At 43.5% G+C, this 18,926-nt stretch carries 15 protein-coding genes; 2 read left to right on the forward strand and 13 right to left on the reverse strand.

What is annotated here, in order from left to right; genetic code table 11:
* Nucleotides 1–47 precede the first annotated feature (47 nt).
* The gene (locus DS742_RS10870) at nucleotides 48–752 is read left to right on the forward strand and encodes a FadR/GntR family transcriptional regulator (RefSeq protein WP_117417030.1); all 705 of its coding nucleotides are present in this window, start codon (nucleotides 48–50) and stop codon (nucleotides 750–752) included.
* 70 nt (nucleotides 753–822) lie between these two features.
* Here the strand turns inward: DS742_RS10870 and DS742_RS10875 are convergent, their stop codons facing one another.
* Entirely contained in the window at nucleotides 823–1,044 is a 222-nt protein-coding gene (locus DS742_RS10875) for a permease of phosphate ABC transporter (RefSeq protein ID WP_117417031.1), read from the reverse strand.
* 57 nt (nucleotides 1,045–1,101) lie between these two features.
* Entirely contained in the window at nucleotides 1,102–2,061 is a 960-nt protein-coding gene (locus DS742_RS10880; RefSeq protein WP_117417032.1) for a flavodoxin domain-containing protein, read from the reverse strand.
* A 142-nt stretch (nucleotides 2,062–2,203) separates the two neighbouring features.
* On the opposite strand from DS742_RS10880, the gene DS742_RS10885 reads away from it, so the two are divergent.
* Nucleotides 2,204–4,120, forward strand: coding sequence for a diguanylate cyclase (locus DS742_RS10885; protein WP_117417033.1), 1,917 nt, complete (start codon nucleotides 2,204–2,206; stop codon nucleotides 4,118–4,120).
* A 45-nt stretch (nucleotides 4,121–4,165) separates the two neighbouring features.
* On the opposite strand, the gene DS742_RS10890 is transcribed toward DS742_RS10885, so the two are convergent.
* The 11 genes from DS742_RS10890 to DS742_RS10940 form a co-directional block, all read right to left on the reverse strand.
* On the reverse strand, nucleotides 4,166–5,590 hold the full coding sequence (locus DS742_RS10890; RefSeq protein ID WP_117417116.1) for a 6-phospho-beta-glucosidase: 1,425 nt from the start codon (nucleotides 5,588–5,590) through the stop codon (nucleotides 4,166–4,168).
* A 25-nt stretch (nucleotides 5,591–5,615) separates the two neighbouring features.
* Nucleotides 5,616–7,523: a beta-glucoside-specific PTS transporter subunit IIABC gene (locus DS742_RS10895; protein ID WP_117417034.1), complete on the reverse strand. Its 1,908-nt coding sequence runs from the start codon at nucleotides 7,521–7,523 to the stop codon at nucleotides 5,616–5,618.
* Nucleotides 7,524–7,565: 42 nt separating this feature from the next.
* Nucleotides 7,566–8,837, reverse strand: coding sequence for a carboxylesterase family protein (locus DS742_RS10900; protein WP_117417035.1), 1,272 nt, complete (start codon nucleotides 8,835–8,837; stop codon nucleotides 7,566–7,568).
* Nucleotides 8,838–9,068: 231 nt separating this feature from the next.
* Complete coding sequence (aroE, locus tag DS742_RS10905; RefSeq protein ID WP_117417036.1) at nucleotides 9,069–9,938, reverse strand: shikimate dehydrogenase; 870 nt, start codon at nucleotides 9,936–9,938, stop codon at nucleotides 9,069–9,071.
* A 114-nt stretch (nucleotides 9,939–10,052) separates the two neighbouring features.
* Complete coding sequence (locus DS742_RS10910) at nucleotides 10,053–10,298, reverse strand: DUF4180 domain-containing protein (RefSeq protein ID WP_117417037.1); 246 nt, start codon at nucleotides 10,296–10,298, stop codon at nucleotides 10,053–10,055.
* Nucleotides 10,285–11,139, reverse strand: coding sequence for an alpha/beta fold hydrolase (locus tag DS742_RS10915; RefSeq protein ID WP_117417038.1), 855 nt, complete (start codon nucleotides 11,137–11,139; stop codon nucleotides 10,285–10,287). Before DS742_RS10915 ends, DS742_RS10910 begins: the two co-directional genes overlap by 14 nt.
* A gap of 154 nt (nucleotides 11,140–11,293) precedes the next feature.
* Nucleotides 11,294–13,435, reverse strand: coding sequence for a glycoside hydrolase family 95 protein (locus tag DS742_RS10920; protein ID WP_117417039.1), 2,142 nt, complete (start codon nucleotides 13,433–13,435; stop codon nucleotides 11,294–11,296).
* A 25-nt stretch (nucleotides 13,436–13,460) separates the two neighbouring features.
* A complete protein-coding gene (locus DS742_RS10925) occupies nucleotides 13,461–14,639 on the reverse strand; it encodes an efflux RND transporter periplasmic adaptor subunit (protein ID WP_117417040.1) in 1,179 nt (392 codons plus the stop codon).
* Nucleotides 14,640–14,661: 22 nt separating this feature from the next.
* Complete coding sequence (locus DS742_RS10930; RefSeq protein ID WP_117417041.1) at nucleotides 14,662–15,342, reverse strand: efflux RND transporter periplasmic adaptor subunit; 681 nt, start codon at nucleotides 15,340–15,342, stop codon at nucleotides 14,662–14,664.
* Between the two features lie 14 nt (nucleotides 15,343–15,356).
* Nucleotides 15,357–17,198: an ABC transporter ATP-binding protein gene (locus tag DS742_RS10935; RefSeq protein WP_117417042.1), complete on the reverse strand. Its 1,842-nt coding sequence runs from the start codon at nucleotides 17,196–17,198 to the stop codon at nucleotides 15,357–15,359.
* On the reverse strand, nucleotides 17,195–18,925 hold the full coding sequence (locus tag DS742_RS10940; RefSeq protein ID WP_346066292.1) for an ABC transporter ATP-binding protein: 1,731 nt from the start codon (nucleotides 18,923–18,925) through the stop codon (nucleotides 17,195–17,197). The genes DS742_RS10935 and DS742_RS10940 overlap by 4 nt, the downstream gene beginning before the upstream one ends.
* Nucleotide 18,926: the final 1 nt, after the last annotated feature.

Here is an 18,926-nt window from a genome sequence, read left to right on the forward strand (position 1 = left end):
TTCTGGTTCAGCCAGAAACTATCGCATAAGAACTGGGGGAATGCGTTATGGAGTTTAAAAAGCTGTGTGCGCCTACATTAAAAGAACTGTTTATAAAGGAACTGGAATCTCAGATACTGTCCGGCCGGCTTCCAATCGGGACCAGGCTGCCGCCTGAGCGGGAACTGGCGGCTTCCATGCAGATCAGCAGATCCGTTGTCAATGAGGGCGTTATGGCTCTTGCGGAAAAAGGATTTCTTGACATTCGCCAGAGACAGGGGATATTTATCGCAGACTATCGGAAAGAAGGCACGCTGGATACCTTTCTGTCTATTATCAATTACAATGGAGGGGTCCTTCGAAAAGATGAAGTACGGTCTATTCTGGAGCTTAGAATTGCACTTGACACCCTGGCGGTTGAACTTGGCTCCAAAGAGATCACAGATTCAGAACTTTCACAGCTGCGGGGATTTACGGAAGCCATCGGCCGGGCATCCTGTGCTCATGATGCAGCAGAATCTGCCTTTGCTTTCCATCATCATCTGGCACTGTTTTCTGGAAATACACTTCTTCCTTTGATTTTCCGCTCATTTAAAGTTCTGACTTATTCTCTTTGGATTCGTTTCTGTGATTTATATGGTATACCGGCTCTATATGAAAACACAAACGAACTGTGTACCATGATTGAAGAACGGGATTTTAAAGGAGCTGAGGGTTATCTGAAACGGTCTCTGTCAGAAAGCATTGACGGGCACCGGGAAATATATTATTAAAAAAACAGGAAAAGCCGGTTATATCAGCTTTAGCAAACACTAATATAACCGGCTTCTCATGAAAATCCTTTCACCTTTCATCCATGTAGATCTTTAAAAATTCTGCCATGAGCAGGACATAACTGAACATGAATACAAAGCCCGCTGCTGCAAGAGGCCATTTCCTCTTTTTCTCCGGTATGGAAAGCCCGATTATCATGCCCACTGCACAAAGACATATCTTTAATAATGCAAAATCCCTGATCCTGCACTGCCTGATATACTGGTCTGCACAGTCAATTAACTGTTTCATCTGTCTGCCTCCTTCTTTCTTAATCTTTCGTGATTAGTATATACCTATTGATTTTTTTTATTTAGGCGGATTGCAAAAGGTTAAAATCTGCTTAACGTCAATACCCATGTCACGGAAACCGGACCACAAAAATTCAATCCTGCATATCCTGATTCTGATTAAATGAAGTTTAGACGGAAATTTCATCACATTCTCATATTTTAAATTTCTCATATCCAGAAAATCACGGTATTCCTGGCTCCCCGTTTCTATTATTTCAGCCGTACCTTTGATCTGCATTCCTCTTAACCGGTTCATTCCCTGGAATTCATTAAAAACAGCTACGGAGACATTGGGATTGAGCAGAATATTCGCAAACTTCTCGCCCCCCTCGCTTAAAATAAATAAAAAACCATTCTTATACCGGTATTCGACAGGGGTAGCACGGATTCGGTTCCCATACCCGGTCGATAAGGAACAGGTGTCGTGGTTTAACAAAAACTCTTCACAGAATTCAAGGATTTTTTTTTCATCCATTGCTATAACAGGTGTGTCCTTCCATTCCTTTATTCCCAGCAGCGTCTCAATATACCATTCCTGATCAAAGCAAAGGTAATCCTGTTCCTTCAGACCTGCTGATTGAAAAAATGCCGCTGTCTCTTTTCTGTCTTCGTTATTCAGCCGGCTTAAAACCAGGTTTCCGGCGACTGCGTCCTGAAATACCACGCAGCTTCCAAGAAGTTCACTCACCGGCTTCAGATACTTCTTTGCATATTCTCTGGCAAGACATGTACAAAAGAGTACTATTTTTTTGGTTTTCAGCCATTCCAGATTATTTTTAATGCATAGAACGGCCTCCTGTTCCAGCTTTTCATGATAAACAGGCACCAGCAAAACAACAAGATCCCATTGCTGTCCGTTCTCTTGAAACTCCGATAAACGCATGCATTTTCCAGGTCCCAATACGAGTGCCGCCTGCTCTGCAGCCATTTTTGTAAACCCATATCTGCTCTCATATAAAACCAGAGTATTCTTCACACTTTCACCTCCCCTGTTTCATTCATATGCCGGTGCTTAAAATTTTAGAATTTAAGAACCTTTTATTAAGTATACATCCTGTTGCTTTTTATAATAAAACATATTAGAATTGGTTTAATCAATTCAGTTGGAGGCAGCAGCTATGGTTCTGGATATTCCCACTATTTCTATAGTTTATTTTTATATCAGTTTCATACACGTTCTCATTATGCTGTTTGTTTTCCGTATTATTAAAAATTATCCGGGGATGAATTGCATACTTTTCAGCTGTGTTTCTTCCTCTTTAAGTGGATTTCTTTATGCATTGAAGTATGTTTCTGATTATGGAAGCGTATTGGTATTCGTTTCCACTGTTTTCTTTTATTTCTCCATATTGGGATTAAACATCGGATTTTCCAAATTTCTTGATTTGCCTGTGGCTAAAAAGATACTGCTGGCATTAACCATTCTGTTTTTTGCCGGTTATTTCTGGTTTTCCTTTGTATATGGAAACAAAAGCTACCGGATCATTGTATTTTGCCTGATTTTCGGAATTGTTTCATTTCTCAATGCAGAAATATTAAACAATCATACCATTGATTCAGTACGTCCGGCTACCCGGCTCATCACCGCAGCCTGCATTCCTTACGGAACCTTTTACATCATTCAGGCTTTGTTTACTTTCTATAAAGAGACACAAAACTATAACATTAGTACCTCCTTTTACTTTATGAGCTATTTTCTCTCCATTGCCAGCATCCTTTTATGGAACTATTGCTTCATCATCATGACTGTCCAGCGGGAGCATGCGGATAAAACGCTTGCAGAAGAACGGTTTCGCCTCATATTTGAGACAATCCCCGATACCGTATTTATTTCTGAGTATCCTACAGGAAAAATAATAGATGTAAATGAGACCTATACAATATTAACCGGCTATACAAAAGAGGAATCTCTGGGTAAAACCACTCTTGATTTAAAATTCTGGAAAAACCCCGGTGAAAGAGACCTTTTTTTTAAGATCATTGAGAAAGAGGGCGTCTGCAAAAACCTGGAGATCACCATTCTCAACAAAGAAAGAAAGGAATTAAATGCCCTGATATCATCACAGACCACTCAGGTTGAGAACAGTACTTATATCATCAGTGTAATCCGGGACATTACATCAAATAAGGCGTTGACGCTGAAGCTGAAAAAAAGCGAGGATACCTTTCAGGCAATTATGGAACAAAGTCCTATGTCATTTATACTTACCAATACCTCGGGAGAGATTGAATATGCAAATCCAACCTTTTTGAAGCTTATGGGATATGAATTGCAGGAAGTACTGGGGAAGAATCCAAGAATCTTAAAATCCGGTTATCACAACAGGGAATTTTATCATAATTTATGGAGTACCATTCTTTCAGGAAGACAATGGAGCAGTGAAATCGTAAATAAGAAAAAGAACGGTGATTTAATCTGGGAAAATATAATTCTTACTCCTATTCTGAACGAAGAAGGCAGAATCATTCAGTTTCTATCCACTCTGGAAGATATATCAGATCGGAAAAGAACGGAGCAGGAGCTTAAAATCCAGGCAAGAACCGATATGCTTACCGGCATCATGAACAGAAGAAGCTTTATGGAAACAGCACAAAAAAGACTGTTGGATATAAAAGAGCACGAGCACAGCCAGACAGCAGCGTTTCTTATGATTGATATTGACCGGTTTAAAACCATCAACGATACCTTCGGTCATAACATGGGAGACCGGGCGATCTGTCTGGTAACAGAAGAATGCCAGAAACTCATCAAAGGGCAGGATCTACTGGGGCGGATCGGTGGGGAAGAATTTGCAGCACTGGCTCTGGATTTTGATGAAGCGCAGATTGTACGGAAAGCTGAAATCTTATGCAGAAGAATTGAGGAGTTAGAATTTTATACGGAAAATCAGGAAAAAATTCCCCTTCACATCAGCATTGGTGTCACATTCTTCCACCTTGAGACAGATACGCTGGAGAGTCTGATGGAACGTTCCGATATCGCTCTTTATCAGGCGAAGAATGCGGGAAGAAACAGAATATCCGTAATTTACTGAATAAAAAATCGTGCCTGGGTTAAATTACGCCCAGGCACAGCTTTTTTATTCCAGAGAAGCTCCGTTCGTCTCTATCACCTTCTGATACCAGTAAAATGATTTCTTTCTGCTGCGTTTTAAGGTTCCATTTCCTTCGTTATCCTTATCCACATAGATAAAACCATATCGTTTTTTCATCTCTCCCGTAGAAGCACTTACCAGATCAATACAGCCCCACGGAGTATACCCAAGTAAGTCCACCCCATCGATATCCACCGCATCGATCATGGCTTTTATATGATCTCTTAAATAATCAATGCGGTAATCATCGGACACAGTTCCATCGGATTCCATCACATCAGCGGCTCCCAGCCCGTTCTCCACGATGAAAAGCGGCTTCTGGTAACGGTCATACAGCGTATTAAGCGTAATGCGAAGTCCCAGAGGATCAATCTGCCATCCCCAGTCAGAAGCCTTTAGATACGGATTTTTAATGCTCTTCATCACATTTCCTGCTGTGGACTTCTTTAAGATATCCGGATCTGCGGATGCACAGCGGGAAGAATAGTAGCTGAATGAAATATAATCAACGGTATTCTCTCTTAATATGCGGTAATCATCCTCTTCTGCATTCAGGGTAATTCCTTCCCTTTCAAAGAACTTTTTTGCATAGGCAGGGTACTGGCCTCTGGCCTGAACGTCGATAAAGAAATAGTTATCCCGGTCCTTCTCCATCGCTTTCCATACATCATCAGGGCTGCAGCTGTAGGGATAAAAGTTCCCGGCTGCAAGCATACAGCCAACCCTGTATTCCGGATCCGTCTCATGGGCAAGTCTGGTTGCAATGGCTGATGCCACCAGTTCGTTATGCGCAGCCTGATATTTGACCTGGACCGGGTTCTCCCCTTCCTCAAATAGTATTCCCGCTCCCATAAATGGCAGGTGCAAAAGCATATTGATCTCATTGAAGGTAATCCAGTACTTGACTTTTCCTTTAAATCTGCTAAAAACCGCATCGCAGTAACGGACAAAGCAGTCAATCAGCTTACGGTTCTTCCAGGAACCATACTTTTCTGCCAGAGCTAACGGCACATCAAAATGGCAGATGGTGATGACTGGTTCGATGTTATATTTTAAAAGCTCATCAATGACTTCTTCATAAAATCTAAGACCCTCTTCATTGGGTGTTTCCTCTTCTCCTGTGGGAAAAATTCTGGACCAGGAAAGAGAAAAACGATAACATTTAAAGCCCATCTCTGCAAAAAGGGCAATGTCCTCCTTATAGTGATGATACATGTCAATGGCTTCTCTTGATGGGTAATAGGAGTCATCAGGCAGATTTTTATAATCCATCTCTCCAAGCATGACAGGGAAACGGTTTTCCCCCCACGGCACTACATCCACAGTTCCCATGCCTTTGCCGCCTTCAAAACAACCTCCCTCACACTGGTTGGCTGCTGTTGCGCCTCCCCACAAAAAATCTTTTCTCATCGTTTTTACCATTCCTTTCTTTCTGTCAAATTACAGTAATTAATGTTTCCCCCGGATTTACATGGTCTGCATCAGTGGGGATTATATCAGAAAATGTGTTCGGATTGGAGATTACTACCGGTGTAAGGATGGAATATCCTGCAGCCTGAATCAGATCCATATCGAATTTTAACAATTCCTGTCCCTTCTTCACCTGGCTTCCAGCCTCTGTCAGCGGTGTAAATCCTTTTCCGTTTAAATTCACAGTATCCAGTCCCACATGAATCACGATCTCTGCCCCATCTTCTGTCACCATTCCTATGGCATGTCCTGTGGGAAACAGGGCAGTAATGGTTCCGTCAGCAGGAGCATATACAATTCCTTCTTCCGGCATAACTGCAATACCGGTTCCCAGAATTCCGGAAGCAAAAGCAGTATCCTCCACCTGGTCAAGAGCTACCGTATTTCCTTTTACAGGGCTTACCAGATTAAATTTTCCCGGCTTTCTTGCAGGCAATACTTCTGAAACCTTCTTTGTCTCCTCATCCCGGTAAATGATAAAACAGGCTGCAAATGCGATCAGGGATGCAACGACCACACCGGCTGTCACCCAGGGAATACTGGACGTATCATTGTTTGCAGGGTTGATAAAAGTAGGAAAACCAAAAATCCCCAGCGCGCCTGACATATACTTTTTTACATTCCCTGCTCCAATGATGGCACCACCGATGGAGGCAGCCACACAGGAAATAATAAATGGCTTTTTCTTCGGCAGGGAGATACCATAAATAGCCGGCTCTGTCACACCGAAGATACCAGAGATCGTTGCAGGAATACAAAGACTCTTTAAATTCTTATCCTTTGTTTTAAGCATAACCGCTGCAACAACGGCAGTCTGTGCAAAAGAAGCTGCAAAATAGGGCTGCATGAAGCTGTCGAATCCCTGTGTTTTAAGGTTCATGATATAGACCGGTACCAGTCCCCAATGGAGGCCGAAAATTACAAGAACCTGCCAGAACGCACCAACAATTGCACCTTCCAGCACAGGGCTTGCATTATAGGCAGCCTGGGTAAGGTAGCCAATGACTGCAGCTATGGAATTTGCCAGCGGACCAACCACAACAAAGGTTAACGGCGCGGCAACCATCAAAGTCAGAGTCGGAACCAGGAAGTTCTTTATCACATCCGGTATTACACGCTTCCAGAACTTCTCGATCTTGGATGCCACATAGACCGCAAGAATGATCGGCACTACAGAAGACGGATAACCGCTTTTTGGCATAATAACAGGAATCTTCATGAAAGTAGCATAAATATTGGATTCAAACATGGTTCCTGCAAACAATACTTCCATAACGTCCTTGGAAGTAAGGGCCACTACTTTAGGATAAACCAGAGCGCAGCCAAGCGCAATACCCGTAAACGGATTTAAACCAAACTTTTTTGAAGCGGTATATCCAAGAATTACAGGAAGGTAGTAAAAGAAGCCGTCCGCCACTGCATAAAGAAGCTGATACGTTCCGCTTTCCGCAGTAAGCACTCCGGTAAATGTAAGAATTGCCAGTATTCCTTTAATAAGTCCGGTTGCACAAAATACACCTAATATGGGCTGGAATACACCGGATATGGTGTCGATCAGGGCTGAGAAGAGTTTCTGGCGCTTTTGTGGCTTTTCCCCGTCTGCTTCCTGGGGCTCTTCCCCGAATCCGCCAATTTTACAGACTACCTCATAAACATCCGGTACATGATTCCCGATGACGACCTGATACTGCCCCCCGCTTTTCATGACTGTCACAATCCCATCGGTGTTTTTTAAGATCTCAGTATTTGCCTTTGACTCATCCTTTAATTTGAAACGCAGTCTGGTGATGCAATGGGTCAGACTGATAACATTGGATTTTCCCCCAACGTTCTGAATAATGATTCTTGCTAATCCATCGTACTTGCTTGCCATATGTTTCCTTCTCCTTTTTTATATTTCAGCAAGGTTTCATCCTTACTGTTTTTTCTGACTGTAAACCCAGTCCATGATTTCTCTGCTTCGGAATGCAGGAACCCAGGAACTATGGTATATCATCTGCCCCGCCTGTTTCATTTCTTCATCGCCATACATTGTGATCTTATTATTTTGGGCTCCCTGATCCTTTAAAACCTGATATAAAATTTTGGATGTATAGCTGGTGCATACCGGATCATTCTCCGCCTGGACAAACCATATGGGGACACCGGTTATATTGTAATGACTCATTAAATCAGAGATATCCCGGTAACACTTCTGATAATCCTGATCGTTCAGTGCCAGACTGCCGTTAAATTTATAGGCAAGCCCATAAGTCTGGGAAATGGGAATTAATGTGTCCTTCGCGCAGATGGGAAGGGCGGCTGCGAAGAAGTCTGGATACTGCATGACAAAACGCAGTACTGCTCCTCCTCCAGACGATGCTCCGCTGATATAAACCCGCCTTGAATCGATCTTTCCTTTATTAATCAGATCCTGAATAAATTCATAAATTACCACATTATAATCCTGCATCATCTTAAGCTGGTCCGGTTTATCCGATATTCCAAAGCTGTAGTTTTCCGGGAACTGAAAAGAAAGAACTGCGGTCTGGTATCCGTCTTCTATCCATGAAACTGCTCCCCTGTTATTTAAAATATTGGCACCTTCAAAGGATGTTGCAAGGACTTCTCCTCCTCCGTGCTCCCACAGCATAAGAGGTACTTTCGATGTACCGGCTGGCATATAAAGCCAATACGGCAGTTCAATACCGTTGCTCCCTGTAAACGTACCTTTTTCAAAATCATCAGCGGTTCTTGTCTTTACCAGGCAGGAATCCCCTTTTTTTAAATCCAGCACATCTACTGTGCTGTCAACTGCGAAGTCATAATGTGTGGACTGCATCTTTTCATTGTATACTGTTTTTCCAAGATACCGAAATGCATCCACATACAGTTTTACATTGTTCCCCATGATTTTTATATCATTTACTTTATAACTGTCACTTCCGACTGTTATTCTGAAATCCTCTGGTGCGATGCTTCCAAGTTCTTTGATATCCTTCAGCAGATAGGTAATGGACTCTACCTCCTGGCCATCATTTCCTGCGTATGTATGAAGAGTGACGTTTTCTACAGTAACCCCCTGACCGCGGCCTGTACTGGCTGCCGTTACAGTTTCTGCTTTTGCCTGTGCGGTGAATGCCGTATTGCCAAGCAGCAGAGCCATAGACAGCAGCAGACAGCTTTTCGTACATTTAACCTTTTTCATGTTTTTCCTCCCCAATTATAAAAGAATGTATAATCCCCATAAAAACAAAAAGACTGATCATACCTACACTTTGCTTAAGCAAACATGTAAATATCACCAGTCATGCCTGTATCTGCTGATACAGTAACACCCAGTTATTCATTTTTTATCTAATATAACAATCACCCTTTAATTGTTAAGTAAATATTACCATATTTTTCCATATGTGTAAAGACTTTTTGTATATTTTTATCAACTAAAAAGCAGGCTCTTAACCCCTTCCACAGGCATCTCCTGTCCTGTATAGAGTTTAAAGGCTGCAGCTCCCTGCCAGACAAGCATACCCTGCCCATTGATACAGATACAGCCCGCTTCTTTGGCTTCTCTCAGCATCTTTGTCTCCTTGGGATTATAAACCGCATCTGTGACAACCAGACCGGGGCGGAACATGGTTACATCTTTTACCACACTATCGTTATCCATAGGTTTCATGCCTACGATGGTTGCATTGGCGAAAATGTCACTGGTTTTCATTTCTTCTCTCATCGTTTCCATATCTGTAATATCAAATACATTCACGATACAGCCCGGTTTTTCCTGTCTGATCTTCTCAGCCGTCTCCAGGGTTCTCTCAAAAAACGCATCCTTGATATTGAAAATGGAAATTTCTCTTGCTCCTTCTAACGCGCACTGCACCTGTATTGCTGTCGCTGCACCGCCTCCGCCGCATATGGTGATCTTTTTCTCCTTAATTTCAACACCATGATCCCTTAAGTTATCCACGAATCCCTGCCCATCTGTCATATGTCCGGTGAGCTTTCCGTTTTCATTAACAATGGTGTTGACCGCACCTGTAATGCGGGCTGCGTCTGACAGTTCATCCATGTATTTGAGCGCTTCTGTCTTGCAGGGCATGGTCACGTTGCAGCCTCTCATACGCAGGGTTTTTACGGCTTCAATCGCCTTTTCCACCTCTTCTACGGTGACATCAAAAGCGAGATATGCATAATCCAGTCCCAGCTTTTCAAAGCTGTAATTATACATGGCGGGGGAACCGGAATGTCCTACCGGTGATCCAATCAGAGCCATTAAACCTGTTCTTCCAGAAATTCTCTTTTCCATATTTGTTCTCCTCATTATCAGATCGTTTAAGCTTCTTTAACCGATAACATAACATTTCTTTTACCAGGTTGTCAACATCTAACCAATGCATATCTCCTACTTAGCCCTCATTTTTTACATTGATGCCAGCTTCTCTATTCCCTTTTGCAGATCCGAGACAAAGCAAAAGTCTGAACCACAATTGCTTTCATAGATAAAATCCTTAAGGGGCTTGCTGGTATAAACGGAAAAATCACCGATTACCGCCATCTTCACACCGTAATTTACATATTTTTGTAAGATCTCCCCTGCAAGGCAAGTGCTTAAACGAAAGAAATCTTCTGTAATGGCTTGACTGTTTCTATCTTCATTCCTTTTTATCTCCTCTTAAAAAACTTATTATCTCGTCAGATAACCTGGTTATAGAATGCCCTTCACCAGGTAAAACATTAATATCTGAATGGGGAAGCAGTTTATGAAGCCTGTACGCAGTTTCATCAGAATGAAGCATAATATCTTTTCCTCCCGCAAATAGGGCCACAGGCATGGAAAGTCTTTTAATTTCATCATCCCGAAAGATTGGTATCTCTTCCATTCTATAGCGGAATCCTTTCTTAATAAGCTTCTGAAGTTCCAGCATTCTTTCTGGTAGTTTTCTGCCCCCGTTTATTTTTAAATACAGCTTCTCCGTTCCCTTCTCTCCAAAAAGTCCATAATAAAGCGCAATGAAGAGAAAGGATTTTTTTGCCGGACTAATTCCGGAAGGTGCTATTAAAACCAGCTTTTCTACACGCTCCGGATAATGGAGGGAAAACTTCAGAGCCAGCCAGGCTCCCAGAGAGATGCCAATCAATACTGACTTTTCTATTTGAAGTGAATTCAGAACATCCAGAAGCCAGAGTGCATACGCCTTGCTCTTAAGCGGCAGCTGTCTTTCATTGCTTTTTCCCGGTTCTCCTGGAATGTCCGCAGCATATACCCGGTATTCGTTTGCATAGTTTTTTATTTCTTCCAGCCACATGGCGGAATTCATCCCTGTGCCATGCAGCAGAATCAAAGGCGGACATTCCTTATGACCTGCAGTAATTAAATGGGTTTCTCCAAAACGGGTCTCAACCATCTGCTCTTCATGAGGAAATTTCCACTGTTCTAAAAATGAATCATACATATCTAAAATATCTTTTTTCCTTTCCTTATTGCGAAATCCGCTCTTTGCTTTCATATCATTCTCCTTCCTCCTCAGCCAGCAAGCCTATGGAATTTCATTCCTGTCAGAAAGAATAGTATTCCCATAAAGAAAAACACAAATACTTTTACAACAAAAAAATGCAGCCTCCGCCGAAATATCCCGCAGTGACTGCACCTCATTCATAACTCTAATATATTTTATAATCTTCTAACTTCCCGTTGCTCCATTTGATATCAACTGTCTTTCCATTCTTAATTCTGAGACCTTTCACATAACCATTTTCAAACTCAGAGGGAAGAGCAGGCAATATCTTCACCTTGCCGTTTCGCTCCTGTACCAGCATGTTGGCAATTCCAGCAGTTCCTCCAAAGTTACCGTCAATCTGGAATGGCGGATGGGCACACCAGAGATTATCATAGGTAGATCTGGTCAGCAAAGTTTTCAAATATTCGTAGGCATGATCGGAATCTTCCAGTGCGGCAAAAAGATTGATGATCCATGCACAGCTCCAGCCTGTATATCCGCCTCCATTTGCCAGACGTAAAAGCAGGGAAGTTCTGCATGCCTCCGTCAAATCTTCATCCCCCTCAAACAGCTCAGACGGGAACAATCCATATAAGTGGGAAACATGGCGGTGGCCAGGCTCAACCTCATCAAATTCCTTATGCCATTCCAAAAGCTGACCCTTAGTTCCGATTTTGAAAGGAGTGAGTTTACTCAGTCTTTCTGATATTTCCTGTAAAACCTCATCATCTATCCCTAAGATTTCACATGTTTTCTGAAAGTTTCCAAATACTTCCCGGATGATTGCCAGATCCATTGCCGTTGACATTGCGACAGCAACTGCGCTGTCTTTGCTGCCCGGAACTTTATACTTATTCTCCGGAGATGTGGAAGGACAGGTCACATACCGGTCCTTATACAGATAAAGCCAGTCAACTAGGAATAAAGCTGCTTCTTTCAGGATTGGATACACGGTTTGTTCAAGAAATTTCCGGTCCGGATTATACTCATAATGCTTAAACAGTTCGCTGGTCAGCCATGCGCCTCCCATGGGCCACATCGACCAGGTAACGCTTTCCGGTTCCCCTTTTTCTTCCCCGTAGATCATTCCAACCGGATTGGTGCTGCACCAGTAATCCGCATTGTGGTGGTGGACAAAACCTCTGCACTGATAATGAACCTCTGCAGTTTTCTTACCTTCCTCACAAATCCGCTTTACAAATTCGAAGTACGGCTGCAGGCACTCTTTTAAATTGCAGCTTTGTGCCAGCCAGTAATTCATCTGTGCATTGATGTTGGTGGTCCAGTTACAGCTCCACGGTGCTCTCAGCTGCCAGCTCCATATCCCCTGTAAGTTAGCGGGAAGACTGCCCTCTCTGGAAGAACTGATGAGTAAATACCTTCCATATTGAAAATAGAGTGCGTAAAGTGCGTTGTCCTTTTCACCATTTCGGAGTTTTTGAAGTCTCACATTGGTTGGAATATCCGGCTGCTCACCGAGATAAAGTTCTGCCTTATCATAAATGGATTTATAATCACTGATATGCTGCTCCCTGATCTTCTCATACGCCTGCGAATGATCAAAAACCGGTTCTTTCACTGCATGAAATGCCATGATCACATTGGACGCACCCGTAATGCGGAGTCCTTCTATCCCAGCGGATACTTCTCCATCGCAGGAAAGGAGGTGTAAACCAGCATGAAACTCCATTCCCTTCTCTCCCTGGATGATGGGATTTACACTGTCATCCACATAGGAAGGATCCACATGTTCCGGGCATTTTCCGCTTATCTTAATCCCGTCTTTTTCATACTCCGCTTTGTATGGTACCTGGGATTCAAAAGAAATCAAGGCATTAATCGCATTTTTATCACATTCCAGCTTTATAAATACGGCTCTGGCCGGATAGCTTGCAAAATATTCTCTGCTGTATTTAACCCCGTTTATCCGGTAGCTCACATTGCTGACTGACTGATCTAAATACAGAGCACGGCTGTAATCTGTAATGTCCTCAGAATGATCAAAGTCTATGTATAAATTTCCCAGGGGAAGATAGGATTCATTATATTCTCCCAGCATATGATTCCGGATCAGTTCCTCCGCCTGCTCGTACTTCTCCTGCTCCACAAGCCTGCGGCACTGTTCCAGATAAGGAAATGCTTCATGGTTATTTTTATCATGGCGGTAGCCTGACCACAGACTTTCTTCATTGAGCCCCAGACATTCTCTTTTCCCGTTTCCCCATATCATGGCACCCAGGCTTCCATTGCCGATTGGGAGAGTTTCTTCCCATTTACCCGCCGGTTCGGCGTAGAATAGCTTCATAATAAATTCCCCCTTTTTCGGTTTTTCACTGCTGCTTCACAGTCAATATACTGATTTTTTCACCATCTGTCAATGGTTTACTGCTTTGTAAAACAACCTGGTCACCAGCTGCAAGTCCTTTCGTCACTTCTATATAAGCATTCTTTTTCTTTCCCAGTGTGACGGGTGTTTTCACCCCACTGCTGTCAGATACTTTATAAACATAGGATCCTGAATCATCGGTCTGAACGGATTTTGCCGGAATATAAACAGAATTTTCTCCCTTATTATCGGCAAGTCTGATATCTGCCATAAGTCCGATGGCGCTGTTTGTACACGCTTCCCCCAAAGATACGGTTACATCAAACATCCCTGTGCTGGAATCGCTGACGGATGAAATCCCGGTGATACTTCCCTTTATAGTTTCCCCAAGCGTCTGAAGATTCACATCTGCTTCCATTCCTGCTTTTATCTGGTCAATATCCATATCAGCTACTTTAATTTCCACTTTTTTGCTGCTGTCATCGATGACAGAAGCCGCTTTTACCTGAGGAGACACCGTCTGGCCTGCTTCCACACTGATTTTTGTCACCAGCCCCTTTATGGGTGATACTACCATGCAGTCGTTATATTTTTTCTGTGCAATGTCAAGCGCTGCTTTTGCACTGTCAAGCTGTGCCCTTGTCACATCACAATTCGTTCTCTGGCTGTTCTGTGCCGCCTGAAGCTGGACCTGGGCCACATCCATCTGTGCCTTTGCATTCTCATAGTCTGTCTGGGAAACATCACCGCCTGCATAAAGGACTTTAATCCGGTTGAAATTATCGCTTGCCGTGGTGAAGCTTATTTCGGCGGGCTTTACAACTGTATTTAGCTGATTTGCCTTTTGTGCACTGTCAAAGTTAGCCTGGGCTGCCTGGTATCCGGCCTTTGCCTGCTCTAACTGCAGACTGGCATCCTGGTTGTCGATCTGAAACAATGCCGCACCTGCTTCCACATGATCCCCTTCTTTTGCCAGAATCTGAGTCACCTTTCCGCTGGCGGACGGTATGATATCAACACTGCTCAGGGCCTCTACCGTTCCCTGCCATACCATGGCGGATAAATCCTTTCCCTCTTTCGCTGCAGCTACCGTTACTTCTGTTTGTCTGCCAGCTCCCGCGCAGCCTGCAAGAGCCGACGAAAGCATTGCTGTTATCATTAAAACTGCTGTTAATTTCTTCATCCGTTTTCTCCTTCCAGGACTTTTATTTTAAATGAACTTTTACAGAAGCATTCATTCCAAAAACAAGAGGAAGATTCTGCTGATTTTCAATTGCTACCTTAATTGGTATAAGCTGTGTCACTTTTGTATAATCACCGCTGGTGGTAAAACTGGTTCCTCCTGAAAAATAAGTCTGGGTAGCCGGATCAATCTCGATTACCTGCCCTTTAAACATTTTACCCGGGTAGGCATCCAGTTTAATATCCGCTTTCTGGCCCAGCTTTATTTTCATAATATCTGTTTCTTCCACGTTTACGCCAATATAAAGATCGGATGTATCCGCTACTACAGCCAGTTCTGACCCCAGGGAAACTGCCTGATTGGCTGCTCCCTCATTTTTCACAATGGTACCTGATATTGGGGATGTGATATAAGGAAGCGTCTCCTGGCGTCCAAGCACCTGGTCCTGTTCTACCAGATCTCCATTCTCCGCCTCCCATGACAACAGCTTCCCATTGGCTACGGCTTTTACCGAATACAGCTTTGCCGTCACTCTGGCATTATCCGTTTTAAAATAAGAGGTGCTTACATAATAGGCATATCCTCCGGCGGCTCCTCCCAGCAAAACGACTGCCAGCAAAAGGGGAAGTAGTATTTTTTTCAGTTTTCCTGTGCCCTTTTCAATCTCCTGATCTTCAATGTTTATGTGTTTGTTTTCCTGCATACCATTATCCTCCGCTATGATTGTTCTGCAAACTGGCTGTGATACAGATCGGAATAGAATCCTTTCTTTTCAAGCAGTGTTTCATGATTTCCCTGTTCTATGATATCGCCATCCTTCATAACCAGAATCATATCCGCATCCCGGATGGTGGAGAGTCGGTGGGCGATGACGAAACTGGTTCTGTTTTTCATTAATTTATCCATGGCTTTCTGGATAAAGACCTCCGTCCGTGTATCAATGGAGCTGGTGGCTTCATCAAGAATCAGGATTTTCGGATCTGCCAGAATGGTTCTCGCAATTGTTAACAGCTGTTTCTGCCCCTGGGATAAATTACTGGATTCTTCATTAATCACCATATGATAGCCTCCGGGCAGAGTCCGTATAAATTCATCGCAATGGGCTGCTTTCGCTGCCAATACCACTTCTTCATCCGACTTATCAAAATTTCCGTAGCGGATATTATCCATTACAGTGGCGTTATAAAGCCAGGTATCCTGGAGCACCATGCCGAACATGGAACGTAAATCCTTTCTGGTAAATGACAGGCTGTCATGCCCGTCAATCAGTATCTGCCCGGAATTAAGCTCATAAAACCGCATGAGAAGCTTGACTACGGTGGTTTTTCCGGCTCCTGTCGGACCTACGATTGCCACCGTCTGGCCTGCTTCCACTTCAGAGGAAAAATGATTGATAATCATGGTATCCGGCTGATAGCCGAAGCAGATATCTTTAAATTCCACATTTCCATGAACCTCAGACAGTACGATGGGACTTTCTGTCTCACTGACTTCATCCTCTTCTGCCAGGAATTCAAATACCCGCTCTGCCGCAGCAGCCGTGGACTGAAGGGTGTTGGAAACATTGGCGATCTGGGAGATTGGCTGCATAAACGATCTCATATACTGAATAAATGCCTGGACATCACCGATCTCAATTACCTTTTTTACCGTTAAATATCCGCCTAAAAGACAGACACACACAAATCCAAGGTTCCCCACAAAGGACATGATTGGCATCATCATTCCCGATAAAAACTGGGACTTCCACGCAGACCCGTAGAGCTTATCATTAATCAGCCGGAATTTTTCAATGGCCTCTTTCTCTCCGTTAAAAATCTGGACTACCTGATGGCCTGCGTATATTTCTTCAATGTGCCCGTTTAAGTTTCCCAGACTCTTCTGCTGTTCGGCAAAAAATTTCTGGGACTTTTTCACCACCGTAACGATTAAGCCCATGGAAACAAACAGTACGAAAACTGCCACCAGAGTCATTCGTATACTGATGGAAAGCATCATGATTACAATACCGGTTAAGGTTGTCACCGATGTAATCATCTGGGTCAGGCTCTGATTTAAAGTCTGGCTTACGGTATCCACATCGTTGGTAATTCTTGAAAGAATCTCCCCGTGAGTTCTGGTGTCATAATAATTTAACGGAAGACGGTTCATTTTCTCCGATATATTTTTTCTCAGCTCATAGGTGATTTTCATGCTGACCCCGGACATTATATAGCTCTGCAGATAGGAAAAGAGAGCCGATACAACATAAAGAACAACTAAAAGCAGCAGACGGTTCCTGATATAACGAAAATCCGTAAGCAGTCCGGTTCCCATGGCCCAGGCAATCAGGCCTTCAAAAAGCTTGGTTGTGGCCTTGCCTAAAATCTTAGGTCCGGCAATGGAAAATACAGAAGAAAAGCATGCAAACACAATCACAACAATTACAGAAATCTTATAATGTTTTAAATACCCGGCCAGATGGAGCATGGTACCTTTAAAATTCTTCGCTTTTTCAGTCTTCTGGCCAAGTCCGCCGCCCCGGCCCAAGGGCGCGCCTGAGGATTTTTGTTCACTCATTTCAGTTCCTCCTCACTCAGCTGTGACAGCGCAATTTCCCGGTATACTTCACATGTTTTCATCAGTTCCCGGTGAGGCCCTTTACCGGCAATTCTGCCCTGATCCAGAACAATGATCTGATCCGCATTCATAATGGTGCTGATCCGCTGTGCTACCAGAATGGTGACGCTGTTTTTGGTTTTCTCTTTCAGCGCAGCACGAAGCTTTGCGTCCGTTTTAAAATCAAGTGCGGAGAAGCTGTCATCAAACACATTAACCGGTGCCTTTTTAACCAGCGCCCTGGCAATGGAAAGCCGCTGCTTCTGACCGCCTGATACGTTCTGGCCTCCCTGGGAGATCTCCGTCTGAAAGCCCTCTGGCTTAGAATCAATGAATTCCTCTGCCTGAGCTGTTTTGGCGGCTTCCTCCACCTCTTCTATGCCGGCCTCTCTGTCTCCGTATTTTAAATTGCTCTCAATCGTACCGGAAAATAAGATTCCCTTCTGAGGCACAAATCCGATCATATCTCTTAGCTTTTTAAGCGGCCAGTTTCTTATGTCAATGCCATCAATGAATATTTCGCCCTCTGTCACATCGTAAAAGCGGGGAAGTAAGTTGACCAGTGTGCTTTTTCCGCTTCCGGTCGCACCGATGAAAGCTGTTGTCTGACCGGGCAGTGCCGTAAACGTAATATCGCAAAGAACCGCTTCATCGGCATCGGGATAACGAAAGGACACTCCACGGTACTCCACGGTTCCCCGGGGGGTGGGGGAAATAACAGCAGCTTCCTTCGGATCCCTGATGGTTGAAGCCGTAGTCAGTATCTCAACCACTCTTTTTATAGATACAATGGCTCTGGGAATCATGATAAACATCATCGCCATCATTAAAAAAGCCATAATGATCTGCATGGCATACTGCATATATGCCATCATATCTCCCACCTTCATCTTAAAGGCAGATACTGCTTTTGCACCTACCCAGACAATCAAAAGATTGGTCAGATTCATAATAAGCATCATGGAAGGCATCATACCGGAAGTAACCCGGTTTACAAATAAATTCGTATCTGTCAGCCTGGCATTCACCTTGTCAAACCGCTTTTCCTCAAATCTCTGGGTATTAAATGCCCGGATCACCAGAGTTCCGTCAAGGCTTTCCCTTACTACAAGGTTTAACCGGTCGATTAATTTCTGTACATACTGGAACCTGGGCATTACCACCATCATCATGGAAAAAATCATCACTAACAGCAGTCCCACGGATAACGCTATGATCCACGACATGGATTTATCCTTTTCCAGGGCATGAATGACCCCGCCGATTCCAAGAATGGGCGCATAAAACACGATACGGATCAGCATGACAATCAGCTGCTGGATCTGGGTAATATCATTGGTGGTTCTGGTTATTAACGAGGAAGTGGAATACTTCTCCATCTCTGCACTGGAAAAACTCTCAATTCTCGTAAATACATCCTGCCGCAGATTCCGGCAGATGCCTGCTGCCATTCTCGCTCCGATCAGTCCCACTATCACGGTACAGAATGCACTTACAAAGGCAATTCCCATCATTTGAAATCCGGCTTTGACTATGTACAGCGTATCTCCCGAAGTGATACCTTTATTTACGATATCAGACATATAGTCCGGAAGAGATAAATCACAGGCTGCCTGCCCGAACAGCAGCAGCATGACAACTGCCAAAGATATCAAATGGGGTTTGAAATATCGGAAAAATACATTCAAG

Origin of the sequence: Lacrimispora amygdalina, from assembly GCF_003432035.1 — a bacterium.
GTDB lineage: Bacteria > Bacillota > Clostridia > Lachnospirales > Lachnospiraceae > Lacrimispora > Lacrimispora amygdalina.